This is a genomic window from Sulfurimonas sp. (assembly GCF_029027585.1).
GTDB lineage: Bacteria > Campylobacterota > Campylobacteria > Campylobacterales > Sulfurimonadaceae > Sulfurimonas.
The window spans coordinates 1,984,743-1,999,682 of the sequence record NZ_CP093397.1; the positions used below are offsets into that span (position 1 = coordinate 1,984,743).

General features: G+C 31.4%; 10 protein-coding genes and 1 pseudogene. 8 read left to right on the forward strand and 3 right to left on the reverse strand.

The genetic code is table 11. The annotated features are described in order from the left end of the window. Positions 1-13: 13 nt before the first annotated feature. The 5 genes from MOV50_RS10300 (at position 14) to MOV50_RS10320 (ending at position 8,546) form a co-directional block, all read left to right on the forward strand. Positions 14-1,651 (forward strand): cation acetate symporter, encoded by a 1,638-nt coding sequence (locus MOV50_RS10300; protein WP_415846383.1) that lies wholly within the window; start codon positions 14-16, stop codon positions 1,649-1,651. A gap of 89 nt (positions 1,652-1,740) precedes the next feature. Continuing rightward, complete coding sequence (locus MOV50_RS10305) at positions 1,741-3,576, forward strand: putative nucleotidyltransferase substrate binding domain-containing protein (RefSeq protein ID WP_321777825.1); 1,836 nt, start codon at positions 1,741-1,743, stop codon at positions 3,574-3,576. Beyond that, positions 3,569-4,186, forward strand: a complete 618-nt coding sequence (locus MOV50_RS10310; protein WP_321777826.1) for a 3'-5' exonuclease — start codon at positions 3,569-3,571, stop codon at positions 4,184-4,186. The genes MOV50_RS10305 and MOV50_RS10310 overlap by 8 nt, the downstream gene beginning before the upstream one ends. Before the next feature lie 89 nt (positions 4,187-4,275). After that, positions 4,276-6,564 carry a nitrate reductase gene (locus MOV50_RS10315; protein ID WP_321777827.1) on the forward strand — a complete coding sequence of 763 codons (2,289 nt, stop codon included), beginning with the start codon at positions 4,276-4,278 and terminating at the stop codon, positions 6,562-6,564. Positions 6,565-6,641: 77 nt separating this feature from the next. Beyond that, positions 6,642-8,546, forward strand: a complete 1,905-nt coding sequence (locus tag MOV50_RS10320) for a ferredoxin--nitrite reductase (RefSeq protein ID WP_321777828.1) — start codon at positions 6,642-6,644, stop codon at positions 8,544-8,546. Here the strand turns inward: MOV50_RS10320 and MOV50_RS10325 are convergent. The 3 genes and pseudogenes from MOV50_RS10325 to MOV50_RS10335 all read right to left on the reverse strand — a co-directional run. Further along, entirely contained in the window at positions 8,541-9,380 is an 840-nt protein-coding gene (locus MOV50_RS10325; protein WP_321777829.1) for a CheR family methyltransferase, read from the reverse strand. The genes MOV50_RS10320 and MOV50_RS10325 overlap by 6 nt on opposite strands. Further along, positions 9,381-9,617, reverse strand: a complete 237-nt coding sequence (locus MOV50_RS10330; protein ID WP_321777830.1) for a chemotaxis protein CheB — start codon at positions 9,615-9,617, stop codon at positions 9,381-9,383. A 161-nt stretch (positions 9,618-9,778) separates the two neighbouring features. Further along, a pseudogene (locus tag MOV50_RS10335) lies at positions 9,779-11,491 on the reverse strand (methyl-accepting chemotaxis protein); the annotation flags it as partial. A 322-nt stretch (positions 11,492-11,813) separates the two neighbouring features. Between MOV50_RS10335 and pyrH the strand changes: the two are divergent. From pyrH to MOV50_RS10350, 3 genes are read left to right on the forward strand one after another with little or no spacing between them, the layout of a single operon-like run. Further along, positions 11,814-12,539, forward strand: coding sequence for a UMP kinase (gene pyrH, locus MOV50_RS10340; protein ID WP_321777832.1), 726 nt, complete (start codon positions 11,814-11,816; stop codon positions 12,537-12,539). 1 nt (position 12,540) lies between these two features. Continuing rightward, positions 12,541-12,762: a DNA-directed RNA polymerase subunit omega gene (locus tag MOV50_RS10345; RefSeq protein ID WP_321777833.1), complete on the forward strand. Its 222-nt coding sequence runs from the start codon at positions 12,541-12,543 to the stop codon at positions 12,760-12,762. A 12-nt stretch (positions 12,763-12,774) separates the two neighbouring features. After that, a complete protein-coding gene (locus tag MOV50_RS10350; RefSeq protein WP_321777834.1) occupies positions 12,775-14,928 on the forward strand; it encodes a RelA/SpoT family protein in 2,154 nt (717 codons plus the stop codon). Positions 14,929-14,940: the final 12 nt, after the last annotated feature.

Consider the following 14,940-nt stretch of genomic DNA (forward strand, 5'->3'; position numbering starts at 1 on the left):
TGTTTTAGCATTAATGGCTGTTGCAGCGTTTGCTGGTGGAGATGCTACATTTGAAGCAGTTCAAAGAGATATAAATATTCCTGCAATTATAATGTTCTTTATTTTTGTAGGTGCTACGCTAGGTATTACTTACTGGGCAGCTAAAAAAACTAAATCAGCTAGTGACTTTTATACTGCTGGTGGTGGAATCTCAGGATTTCAAAATGGTATGGCAATTGCGGGAGATTATATGTCTGCTGCATCTTTTCTTGGTCTTTCAGGTCTTGTATATTTGCAAGGTTATGATGGTCTAGTTTATGCTGTTGGATTTTTAGTTGGTTGGCCTGTAATTTTATTTTTAATGGCAGAAAAATTAAGAAACTTAGGAAAATATACATTTGCAGATATTGCTGCATATAGACTTGGGCAAAAAGAGATAAGAACTCTTGCCGCTTTTGGTTCATTGTCAGTTGTTACTCTTTACTTAATCGCACAAATGGTTGGTTCTGGTAAACTTATTCAAGTTTTATTTGGTCTTCCTTATGAGTGGGCAGTTGTTTTAGTTGGTGTAATGATGATTGTATATGTAACTTTTGGTGGTATGCTTGCTACAACATGGGTACAAATTATTAAAGCGATTCTTTTACTATCTGGTGTAACTTTTATGGCATTAATGATTTTAAGTAATTTTAACTTTTCGTTTGAAGCCTTAGCTGCAAAAGCTGTTGAAACTCATAGTTGGGGACAAGATATTATGGCTCCATCAGATAAAGGTAAGATAACAGATCCAATTTCTGCTATTTCTTTAGGACTAGCATTGATGCTAGGTACGGCAGGTCTTCCACATGTTCTTATGAGATTCTTTACTGTTGGTAATGCAAAAGAGGCTAGAAAATCAGTTGTATATGCTACTGGTTTTATTGGTTACTTCTATCTTGTAATTGCTGTTATCGGTTTAGGTGCTATCGTTTATTTAACTCCTGATAATATTGCAATTGCGAAAGAATTTTTTGTTGATGGAAAATTATTCGGTGGAAACAATATGGCTGCTATTCACTTGTCTAAAGTTGTTGGTGGAGATATTTTCTTAGGATTTATTTCAGCTGTTGCTTTTGCTACTATTTTAGCAGTTGTATCTGGGCTTACATTAGCAGGTGCTTCATCTATATCACATGATATTTATGCAAATGTTATTTGTAAAGGTAATGCTGATGAAGCTAAAGAGATGAAAGTTTCTAAAATTTCTGTAATTATTATTGGTGTAATTGGTGTTATTTTAGGTATCGCTTTTGAACATCAAAATATTGCCTTTATGGTTGGTCTTGCTTTTGCAATCGCTGCATCTGCAAACTTCCCTATTCTTTTCTTATCAATTTACTGGTCTAAATTGACAACAAGAGGTGCTTTAATAGGTGGCTTTATCGGTTTAACTACTGCAGTAACACTAGTTATCCTTGGTCCTGTTGTTTGGGTTGGTGTTTTAGGTAATAAAGACCCAATTTTCCCATACGCATATCCTGCACTTTTCTCTGTAACTGCTGCATTTGTTGGTATTTGGTTCTTCTCTATTACAGATAAGTCTCAAAGAGCTAAAGATGAAGAAAAAGCTTTTATCGCTCAAAGTGTTAGATCTGAAACTGGTTTTGGTGCTGAAGGCGCTGTTGACCATTAATTTTTTTCTACCAAAGAAGTTTGACTTCTTTGGTAGATTTACATCTTGCTTTTGATATAATATTTTAAATATTTATTGGAGCAAAATATATGAGTGCACACGAGTTAACAACTTTTTTAGAAAATATTCACCCTTTTGACAATCTATCCCAAATTGAGCTTAATGACTTTTCACAAAATTTAGATGTAATTTATTATAAAAAAGATGAAATTATTCAAAAAGAAGGTGAAAATCCATCTTTTCTTTATTTTATAATTAAAGGCTTAGTTCAGGAAAAAACAAAAAGTGAGGAAGTTGTCTCACTTTATTCTATTAATGAGTTTTTTGACCCAATTTCTATTATTAAAAATCAATCAGAAAATTGTTTTGTAGCTATAGAAGAAACGATATGTTACGCACTTCCTAAAGATTTATTTAAAGATACTCTATACAAAAATAAACAATTGGAGGGTTATTTTTTTCAATCAATATCACAAAAATTAAATTCATATATAGCAAATAAAAAAAATAGAGACCTTGCAAATATAATGATTGCAAAAGTTAAAGATGCAAAAGTACACAGAGCTATTTTTGCTCCTTTTGATACAACAATTTTTGATGCTGCAACTATAATAAAAAAGGAAAAGGTTCCAACTCTTTTGTTAAAAGATTCTAAGGGAGAAGTATTTATTATAACTGACTCTGACTTTAGACAAAAAGTTATTTTAAATAGGATGGATTATGATGATAAAGTTTCTAAGATAAGTACAGGAAACTTAATCTGTGTAAATGAAAATGACTTTTTGTTTAACGCGCAATTAACCATGACAAAACATGGTATAAAAAGAGTTGTAGTAAAAGATGATAATGATGTTATAGTTGGAATACTAGACCAAATGTCACTTTCTAGTTTTTTTGCGACACATACTTTTTCTGTCTCAAATGAAATCGCAAATGCAGAGACACTTGAAGAGTTAAAACATGCATCTTTTTCCATCATAAAAATTGTAAGATCTCTTAATGCAAAAGGTGTAAGAATCGGTTTTATAAGTAAGCTAATCAATCAGCTAAATAGAAAAATAATTGATAAAGCTATCCTTCTTACTGCTCCAAAAGAACTGCTTGGAAACTACTGCTTTTTAGTTATGGGAAGTGAAGGTAGAAGTGAGCAAGTGATTAAAACTGACCAAGATAATGCTTTAATTATTAGAGATGACTGTAGTATTTCAAAAGATGTCTTAGACAAGTACACAAAAGAATTGACAGAAATTATTGTTGATTTTGGCTTTCCTAGATGCGAAGGTAATATTATGGTGTCAAATCCATATTGGACTAGAACTGTAAGTGAGTTTAAAGATTTAATTTACTCATGGATTACTAAAAAATCAGGCGATGATTTTATGAACCTTGCAATTTTTTATGATGCTCTTTGTGCTTCAGGAGATGTTGAACTTATAAAAGAGTTAAAAGCTTATATATTTAAAGTATGTTCAGATTCTCAAATGTTTTATACAAACTTTGCAAAGGTAATTATGAGTTTTGATATACCATTAGGTATATTTGATGGTTTCGTATATGACAAAAATCATAAAGATGAGATAGATATTAAAAAAGGTGGTATATTCATCTTAGTACAAAGTATTAGAAGTTTAAGTTTGGAGCATAAGTTATATCGCTCTAATACTTTAAGAAGAATTATAGATTTAGAAGAAAAAGGAGTATTGGATTCTGAATTTGCAGCGGAATTGAGTGAAGCCTTTAACTTTTTAAATACTATAAAACTAAACTCTCACCTAGAGCAACTTGACTCAGGGCATGAGGTAGATAATTTTATATCACCAAAGAATTTATCTCGAATGGATAAAGATTTATTAAAAGATTCTTTTAAAATTATAAATAAGTTAAAGAAAAAATTAGAGTACAGATATAAGTTGAATTATGCTTAAAACAATACAAAATTATTTTAATAAAAAAAATTTAAGCGATGATAAATATTTGTATCTTTTTGATAAACCACATCCAGATGAATATGTATGTTTTGATTGTGAAACAACAGGTTTAGATAGAGTAAATGATGATATTATCTCAATAGGTGCTGTAATAATTAAAAAGAATACAATTATTGCTAGTAAGAAGTTTGTAAAGTTTGTAAAACCAAAAACTAAACTTCAAAGTGATGCTATCAAAATTCATCATATAAGAGAGTGTGACCTAGAGGATGCTGAAAATATAGATGAAGTAATTTATGATTTTTTAGAGTTTATAGGAAACAGAACCTTAGTAGGATATTTTTTGGAATTTGATATTGCTATGGTAAATAAATATATTAAAAATATGATAGGTGTAAAGTTACCAAATAAAACACATGAAGTGTCAGAAATATATTATGATTATAAGATTGAAACTATTCCACAGGCAAATATAGATTTACGCTTTGATACAATACTAAAAGAGTTAAAACTACCAAAACTTTCAAAACATGATGCCTTTAATGACGCTCTAATGACATCCATGATGTTTGTTAAACTAAAAAATCAACCTAAAGTTAAAATATAATCTAACAAGTGTTTAATTTTTAATCTTTACGAGTGATTATAAATTTTTATCTTATGCTATAGTTTGTTATCTATATAAGTGAGTATATAATGATAGAAAAATTAAAAGATTTTTTAGGCTTTGATATTAAAGCACAAAAGTATAAACTCTCAAATGATTCAACATTTGGAATGATAAGTGATGAGAAAAAGCCTGATAAGTGGGTTTTTTCTACTTGTGGTTATTGTGGAGTAGGGTGTGGATTATACATCGGCGTTAAAGATGGTCGAGCCGTTTATACAAAAGGAAACCCTAAGCATGCTGTAAATATGGGAACACTTTGTCCAAAGGGTTTAAGTGAACATCAACTTATAAACTCAGTAAATAGAGTTACGACACCGCTTATAAAAAAAGATGGAGAGTTAGTTTATGCATCTTGGGATGAAGCTTATAGAAAAGTTTCAGATGAATTTAAAAGAATTTCTAGTGAGTATGGAGCTAAAGCTGTTGGTGTTATAGGAACAGGACAATTATTAACAGAAGAGTTTTATACTTTAGGTAAGTTTGTTCAACTTGGACTTAAAACAAATAACTTTGATGGAAATACAACTCTATGTATGGCATCTGCTGTAATGGGATATAAGCAATCGTTAGGTTCAGATGGACCTGTTGGAAGTTATGAAGATTTTGAGAAAGCTAATACTATAATACTCATTGGTGCAAATATAGCAGATAATCATCCTATCTTAAAACTTCACATCAAAAAAAATAAAAATAAGCCGCGCATTATAGTAATAGATCCAAGAGCTTCAAAAACTTCTCAAATGGCAGACCTTTTTGTTCCTCTTAAACCAAGAACAGACTTAGCCCTTTTTAATGGTCTAGCGTACATTGTCATGGAGCAGGGTTGGGAAAATGAAGGTTATATAAAAGCAAATACAAATGGTTACAAAGAACTTAAAAAACATCTTCAAAATTATCCACCACAAGAAGTAGCAAATATTACGGGCATCGATGTTAAGACACTTTATGAAATAGCAAAAGAGTTTATAGCTAAAGATGCAGTTTTAAGTGCTTGGACAATGGGTGTAAATCAATCTTTTATGGGAACAGATACGGTAAGTGCTATTATAAATCTTCATCTTTTAACAGGACAAATTGGAAAAGAAGGTGCTGGACCTTTTTCTATAACAGGACAATGTAATGCTATGGGAACAAGAGAGTGTGGTTTCACCTCTTCTTTACCAGCATATAGAAACTTTGGAGATGAAAAAGCTTTAGCTGAGTATGCAAACATCATAAATGTACCAAGTGAAATTATCCCTCGTGAGCGTGGATATAAATATGCTGAGATTATAGATGCGATAGACAGAGGAGAAATAAAAGCACTTTGGATAGTGGCTACAAATCCACTTGTAAGTTTTGTTAATCAGAAAAAACTCAGAGCCACTTTAGCAAAACTTGACTTGCTTGTTGTCCAAGATGCTTTTATGAGTGATACCGCCGAGATAGCTGATGTTATTTTTTCAGCTGCTACTTGGGGAGAAAAAGAGGGAACATACACTAACTCAGAGCGACGATGTAACAAAGCAAACAAAGCAGTTGAACCACTTGGTAATACTAAAAGTGACTTTGATATCATTGTTGATTTTTCTTCTTATTTTCAAGATGTAAAAGAGTTGTTATTTAAAAATTGGAAAACTCCACTTGATGCATTTAATGAGTTTAAAGAGGTAAGTCGTGGGCAACTTTGTGACTACTCAGGTATGAGCTATGAACTTATAGAAGAGTTAGCTGGAATCCAATGGCCATGTAATGAGAAAAATCCATTTGGAACACTAAGACTTTATACTCCTGATATGCCTTTTAAAACTAAAGATGAAAAAGCAAACCTTCTTTGTTTAGATTGGTTTCCTATGGCAGAGCCTATTTGTGAAGAATTTCCAGCTATTTTAAATACAGGAAGAACGGTTGAACAATGGCATACTCGTACAAAAACAAGAAGCATAAAGATACTTAATGATTTAGCCCCCGAAGCATGGATAGATATAAATCCCTTAGATGCTACAAAATTAAAGGTTAAAAGTGGAGATAGATTGTCTATTTCTAGTATAAGAGGCAGGGTGGAAGATATAATAGTTAGAGTTACACAGAGTGTTGCACCTAGCACTGTTTTTGTTCCTTTTCATTTTAATACTCAACTTGTAAATAATTTAACAAATGATAGTTTTTGTCCAAAATCTGGAGAGCCAAATTTTAAGCAAACAGCAATTCAACTTCACTCAAAAGAAACTCCTGATGGTTTGAAATTTAAAAAGCAAGAAGTCAGTGGAGAGATTGAGCATATAAAAACTGCCTTTGAAGGTATAGCATTTAAAGAAAAAGAGTTTAGTGTTTAAAAAATAAGCAGTTTTTTGATATTTTATGCCTAAAAAATAGCTAATATTATATATATAAATAATATTGGAGCTTTAAGATGGAAATATTAGAAAAAGCCTATGAAGCTAGAAGTAAAAAAATAAACAAAATTGAAAAAGTTAAAGAGCTTAAAAATCCACAAGTTGCTTTTGACAAACTAGATGAATATGCTAAAAATGGTTATGACTCTATTGCAGATGAAGATAAAAAATACTTTTTAAAATGTTTTGGCATCTATGATAGAGTAGCAACTCCACAAAAATTTATGATAAAACTTCGAATACCTGGTGGTTATCTAAACTCAACTCAGGCTAGAGTTATTGGCGAATGTGCTAAAGAGTTTGGAGAGGACTATATAGACTTAACAACAAGAGCGCAGTGTGAACTTAGATACTTAGATATAAAAAATATTCCTACAATTTTAAAAAGACTAAAAGAAGTTGGTGTTGATTCTTACCAAACGGGGGTAGATAATTTTAGAAATATTATGACAGATCCATTAGACGCTAGCGGTTTTGATAATGTTTTACCTTCTTATGAACTACTTTTAAAACTACAAAAAACTTTTCTTTACAATCCTGAGTGGATTTCAACATTACCAAGAAAATTCAACACTTCAATAAGTGGTTCTTTTACAAATAGATGTAATGTCTTTGGACATGATTGTTGCTTTGTCTTGGCTCAAAAAGATGGCTCATTTGGCTATAACCTTTATCTTGGTGGAAAGGTTGGTAAAATTGCTAAAAGTGCTGATATATTTTTAGCAAATGACGATGAGGTTGTAAAAGCTTTTGAGTCAATAACACAAATATTTAAAAAGTTTGGTTTTAGAGATAATAGAAATAAAAATAGACTTTATTTTTTAGTAGATGCTGTTAACATGAGTGAGATTTCAAAAGCTGTGCGAAAGTATGCTGGAGTTGACTTTGCTAGTGCTGGAGAAACTATGACAAAGATGGATTACAATGACCCAGACCATGGAAAAGTTCAGCTAAGAGATGGAAGTTTTGGTGTGCATGTAGTTGTTCCCTCTGGAGTATTTAGTGGTAGTTCTATGATAGAAGTTGCAACTTTAGGACAGAAGTATGGAAATCAAGAACTTCGTTTTGATATGGAACAAAGTCTATATATTTTAGGAGTAAAAGATGTTATATCTTTACTTGAGGAAGAGTTATTTAAAAAATACAAAAGTGTAAATACCCCATATTTTAACCATCTTATAGCTTGTGCAGGAACTACTCATTGTCCTTTTGGAGTTATTGAAAATAAGCAAGATGCTATAAATATGGCAGAGTATTTAGATAAAAAAGTGCCTTTAGAAAAAGGGCGAGTTAGAATGTATTGGTCGGCTTGTGTTAAAGGTTGTGGCATTCACGGTTTAGGTGATATTGGTTTTGAAGGTTGTAAAAGCAAAGTAAATGGACAAACTGAGGGAGGTGTAAATATTTCTCTTGGTGGTAGGCTTATAAGTGAGGGTGTTGAGGGTTATACAGTTTTAAAATCAGCACCTCTTAGATATGCGCATCTATTTGTGGAGAGTTTGATGTTAGAGTATAAAAAGCATAAAAAAGATAGTGATAATTTTGAAGATTTTCACTCTAGAATTTTAGAACAATATACCTCTGCTTTTATAGGTTTTATGATGAAACTCGGAGCTTATTTGAGAAAAAATAATATAGAAGTAGATTTTGGTTTTAATGCAAAAACAAATACTGGAAAAAATGAAGAATTTGAACTCTTTGAGATAGGTCGAAGACTTTATTATGCTCTTAGTAAAAAAGAGGCTTATTCTGTTTATGACAGGTTTACAAATGTATTAAAAAAAGAAAAACTTCAGGATATACGAGCTTTAGTTGAGGGTATAGATGAAAACTTAGCTCAGATGCTAGAGAAGATTTTAGATTCAAAAGAGCAAAATAGGGCAGTTGTTTTTTCTGAAATAGAGTCTTTAATAAGTTTATAAGACTTTTTTATAGATTCCAAATTTAAGACTTTGTAGATGCTTGTGAGGATGAATGTGGTCTGCATGACCTTTTATATAGATTCCATCAGGTTTTAAAAGATTTATGATGATATTTAGAGCTTCTAAGCGTTTTTCATTATCAAAATAAATGAACATATTTCTCGATAAAACGATATCAAACTTATTTATTTCATTGTGTAAATCAAAGATATTATTTTGTTTAAAATTTGCTTGATTTTTTATAAATGGAGATATTTTGTAAGAGTTATTTTCATCTATATTAAAATATTTTGCTTTTAGATTTGCATTAAGCTTATGTAGAGGTCTTTTTTTATAACTAGCATTTCGGGCCTTTTTAATTGCAGAAGAATTTATATCATAACCAGTGATTTGTATCTTTTTTAAATCCACTCCAGCTTCATTTAACAGGATAAGAATAGAATAAACTTCTTCCCCACTTGAACTTGGTATAGAAAGAATTTTTAAGTTATGAGATGATCTTTTTATGTAAGATACTAGCCACTTCAACTCTTTTTCTTCTCTTAAAAAGTATGTTTCATTTACGGTTACTATATTCATAACATCTTGATAAAACTTATCATTGCTTTTCATCATTTGTAAAAAATGAGCAGTTATATGAATGTTTTGCTCATCTGCAAATTTTTGAAGTATAGAAGATGATAAGGCTCTTGTATCCAAATCTGCGATGCCACTTTTTTCATAAATATAGTTAGTTACTTGCTTAAAATGAGAAAAATCATTTACAATAGGAGTTACTTCTTCGTGTATATTTTGATTTGTATTATTAATAGACAACCAATTAAAAAGACCCATTTATAACTCTTTAAAGCATGTTTGGATTTGTGAAAGTGTTTTTACTTCATCAACGATGCCACTCTCTTTAGCATCTATGGAATTTTGTAAATCTTTTATAAAAAATGGTAAAATTTCTTCTTTCATATGTTGAACTATGACAACTATACTAGAGAGCGAAATTATATTTGCTAGAATTTTTTTGATTTGTGAAGGACCTCCTGTTGAGGCCCCGATTAAGACTATCTTTTTTTTCAAGTTTTGTATGAAGATAAAAGACTGCTAAGTTTTGCTGTCATAGAAGATAGATGATCAGAAGCAGATGCTATCTCTTCAACACTTCTTGCATTTGAAACAGAAAGCTCATTTACTACTTCAACTTTATCTATCATGTGTTGAACCGTAATACCATTTTCTTCATAACCTATAACCATTTTGTCAACTTTTCTAACTGCTACATCCATTACTTTAACACTACTAGCTATTTCACTTTGAACTGTGTTTGCATTCACGGATAACTTTTCTATCTCAATCGCATTAGATGAAATAGCGTCACTAGCATCTGTAATGGACTGAACAATCACGCTAATTGTAGCATTGATTTCAGAAAGTGATTTTTGAGTTCTTTCTGCTAGTTTTCTTACTTCATCAGCAACAACAGCAAACCCGCGACCATGTTCACCCGCACGAGCCGCTTCTATGGCAGCATTTAATGCTAGAAGATTAGTTTGGTCAGCAATATCGCCTATAACTTCTAAAACAACTTTAACCTGTCCAGCATCTGAACTTAGGTGTTGAAGTTTATCTGCTAGTTCTGCTTCAGCGTCACTGCGAACACCAATTTCTTCAGATAGAGATATGATGAGTTTGTTAGAATTTGAAAGAGTTATTTCTGCTCCATCAAGCTCATTTTTTGTTTCTTTTGCACTATTAATAGAAGCATGAAGAACTTCTTGAAGCTCTTTACCTTGGGTGCTTACTTCATTTACGATTTTGGATTCTTCTTCAGCTTTTTGACCGATTTGAAGAGAAGTTCTTGCTAACTCTTCACTTACAGATGAGTTTTCTGTACTTGTTGTTTTTGCTTGGATTATGGTACTTTGAACTTTCTTTATGAAGCCATTTATATATTGACTTACTTTAGCTATCTCATTGTTTCCTGTTATATGAAGTCTTTGAGTTAAGTCACCTTCACCTTCAGCCAAATCTTTCGCTCTATCTTCTAACTCTTTTAAAGGTCGAACAAGTGTTATTTTGAGTAAAAAAGATGAGATTGCTATAACTATAACAAGTATGATTGCTGAAGATATTGCCATTTTATTTCTAAAATCATTTGGAGAAATCATAACTTCTACCTCATCTATTTCGCTTAAAATTGCCCATTTTAAATCTTGACCAATTTTTAGTGGGGCATAAGCAGATAAAACAGAGTTACCATTATAGTCTATGGCTAAATCAATCCCTGTTAAACCTTGAAGCGCTTTGTTTGAAAGTTCTGTATCAACTGTACCCGTAGATGGATTTGCAAAAGAAGCTTTTATAGAGTGAGCTTTTGGGCTTAAGAAACTATCACTTCTCATAAGTTTATCTGGACCAACTAAATAATCTTCTTGAGATTTCCCATAACCTGTACGAAACTGCATGATTCTGTCTATAGACGCATCTGAGATTTGTAAAACTAAAATAGATTTCAACTCTCCATTTATGTAGATAGGAGTACCTAAAAACATTTCTGGAGCATTTGCACTTGGAGCATAAGGAGCCATATCTACAAAGACAGGTCGTTTAAGCTCTTTTACTTTTTTCCAAACTTCTGCTAGTCCAGAATCTTTTAAACTTCCACTTCCAAGATTTGCTCCATAATCAGACTCTTTAGCTTGGCTGTACATAACATGACCATGTTCTGCGCAGATGATAAAAATATCATAGTATCCAGACTCTTTTGCATAAAACTGAAAAAATTCATCTTCATTTGCAGAGTGCTTTTGAACCACCTCACTTGAAATAGGGTAATTGCCTGTTGCTTTTACATTCTCTATATTGAGTAACTCTTGAGTAAGCCCAAGAACATTAGCATTTTTTGCTAAAATAGCTATATCGCTAGCGCATTCTTTAAAAAAGACCTCTATTTGTGTAGTTTTTGATTCTCTTATTGAAACTAATTTATCGTAACTCTCTTTTAGTAAAACTTTTCTACTATCTGTTGAAACAATATATGTTGTAACAACTGCCATTAACAAAATAGAACCAAAAAGAAGCCCTAGGTTTTTTGTTTTTATTGTAACATCTGTAATATTAGACATAACCTTCCTTAAAAATGATTTTTAACAATCGTAATTTACTCTTTACTTACTTAATTTTTGTTAAATACCTTTTATTTTATTTTTAAAGCAAAACAAAAGAGATTTTTAAGTATAATTCACGAATTTTAAAAGAGATAAAAAGGTTTAGAGCATGGCTAAAAAACGAGTATTGGTTAAGTTTTCAGGTGAAGCTTTAGCGGGTGAAGCAGGTCATGGAATTGATACACAAATTTTAAATTATATTTCTCAAGAAATAAAATCACTTGTAGATGCTGATATTGAAGTCGGCATAGTTATTGGTGGTGGTAATATTATTCGTGGTGTTACTGCTGCAAAAGATGGAATCATCAAAAGAACAAGTGCAGATTATATGGGAATGTTAGCAACGGTCATAAATGCTGTTGCTATGCAAGAAGCTTGTGAGCATGCAGGTCTAGATGCAAGACTTCAAACTGCTATAAAAATGGAACAAATCGCAGAGCCTTACATAAACCGTAGAGCAGTTCGTCACTTAGAAAAAGGTCGCGTTGTTATCTTTGGTGCAGGAACTGGTAATCCATTTTTTACAACTGATACAGCAGCAACCCTAAGAGCGATTGAAATTGGTGCAGAAGTTATTATTAAAGCGACAAAAGTAGATGGAGTTTATGACAGAGATCCAGTAAAATTTAGCGACGCTGTAAAACTTCCAGAAATTACTTATGAAGAAGCACTTTCAGAGCATATAAAAGTTATGGATGATACTTCAATAGCTTTAGCAAAAGACAATAATCTACCAATCATAGTTTGTGATATGAATAAAAAAGGCAATATTTTAGAGATAATAAACGGCAATTTAGAAAACTGCTCAATAGTAAAAAATAAAGGAAAGAAATAGAATGAAAATAGAAAAACTAACAGCAAAAATTTTAGATGAGAACCCAAACATGGATAATTATCAACTAGCAATAGCGGTAGCAAAAAGAACAGATGAACTTTTAAATGGTGCAATAAGTAAGTTAAATATTGATACAAAAAGCATAAAAGCCGCAGATTTGGCAATAATGGAAATAGCACAAGGCCTTGTACGAGTTAAAGGCTTTATTGATATCGAAAAATAAGCCTACTAACAGATGAGTCAACTAAATATTGCAAAAATCAGGCATCTACATGATGTTGACTCAGCGCAAGAGTTTCTATTTACTCAAATAGATGAAAGTGAAAAACTACACGAAGCATTAAAATACGCAAAAATCGCACATGAACATCAAATAAGAAAGAGTGGAGAACCTTATATAATCCACCCTATCTTAGTAGCATCTATCGTTTCTTCCATAACAAATGATGAAGCGATGGCGATTGCTGCTTTACTTCATGATGTTGTTGAAGATACAGATATTAGTATTGAGAAAATTGTTGAAGTATTTGGTAGTGATGTTGCTCATTTAGTTGAAGGTTTGACTAAGATAGATACTATTCGTGATTCTGAATTAATCCCATCAAACTCAAATGAAAGACTTGTGGTTTCTGCTTTGTCATTTCGTAAAATGCTCATAGCAAGTATAGAAGATGTTAGAGTTTTAGTAGTAAAATTATGTGATAGACTTCACAATATGCTTACTCTAGATGCCTTACCAGAACATAAACAGATGAGAATTGCAGAAGAAACACTTGTTGTTTATGCTCCTATTGCCCATCGTTTGGGGATTAGTTTTTTAAAAAATATGCTTGAAGATATGAGTTTTTCATACCTTTTTAAAGAAGACAAGCATCATATTGATAATTATCTTGACACAAACTATCATGCCTTAGAGATGAAATTAAATGATTTTAAAGAAAAAATTCATAAACTTTTATCTAAAAATGGTTTTTGTGAAGATGATTTTGAAATACTCTCTCGTGTAAAACATTCTTACTCTATTTACTTAAAAATGCAAAGAAAAGGTGTAAGTATAGATGAGGTTCTTGACCTGTTAGCCATTAGAATATTAACTTCTGACCCTGTTAAATGTTATAGTATTTTAGGACTTATTCACTTAGAGTTTCAACCACTATCTTCAAGGTTTAAAGATTACATAGCCGTTGCTAAAGACAATGGTTATCAAACTATCCATACCACAGTTTTTTTTAATACAGCAATTTTTGAAGTTCAAATAAGAACCTTTGATATGCATCAAACTGCTGAACTTGGAGTGGCTGCACATTGGAAATATAAAAGCGGTGGCAACAATGTTAAACTTGACTGGTTACAAAATCTAGACTTTCAAAATGAGTCAAATAACTCAGCTGAAGATATTTATGCTTTAATGAAAAATGATTTATACTCTGAAGATATAGGTGTTTTTTCTCCAAAAGGAGAGCCTTTTACCCTTCCTAGAGCCGCTGTTGCCCTTGACTATGCTTATGCTGTTCATACAGCAGTTGGAAACAAGGCCGTTTCTGCTTTGATAAACAAAGAAAAACAACCACTTTTAAGTAAGCTTAAAAATGGTGATATTATTCAGATAATCACAGCAGATGAAATTATCACAAGATGTAGTTGGATAGATGCTGTTAAAACTTCAAAAGCAAAGACAAATATGCAATTTAACTGTAACGCAAGAATCAAAGATATAAATATAAAGGCTAGTATAAATATTGTAGCAACTGCTATGAACTTGAAATATAATAGAGTTCAAGAATGGTTTAATAAAAATACTTATGAAAAGAAAATTGGTTTATCTTTTGAGGTTGATTTTTTTCGTGACATTATTCATAAGTATATTTTAGAGATAGGAAAAACTTCTAGGTTTAAAAGATTTTTATCTCGTCATAGATTTAAACTAAGAGCTTATAGTTTTCGTTCCATAGAGCTTTTTAGTGCTTCATATATAAATGGTGTTGTTTTTGATTATTGTTGTCACCCAAAATCTGGTGATGAGATAATAGGTTTTAGCGAAAAACTAAAAGTTCATGTTCATCATAAGATGTGTAAATCTGCTACAAAAAAGCTTGAAGCAAATGAGCCTATGATTCTTGTGAAATGGGAACAACAAAATATTTATAATTATAATCTTATTATTTCCCTACATAGTGGAAAGGGAACTTTAGCAGATTTTTTAAACTTTTTAGTTAGGTTAAATATAGATATAAATTCGATTGAATTAGGAAAAAATAATAGTGAATCAACTCGTTATTGTGAGCTTGGTTTTGAGTCAAAAGAGTCAAGTATAGCTGCCCTTCGTTTAAAGATGGAGCAAAAGGTAAAAGTTATATATCTCATACGAACAGATGATGCGTACAAATAAAATAAATAATTA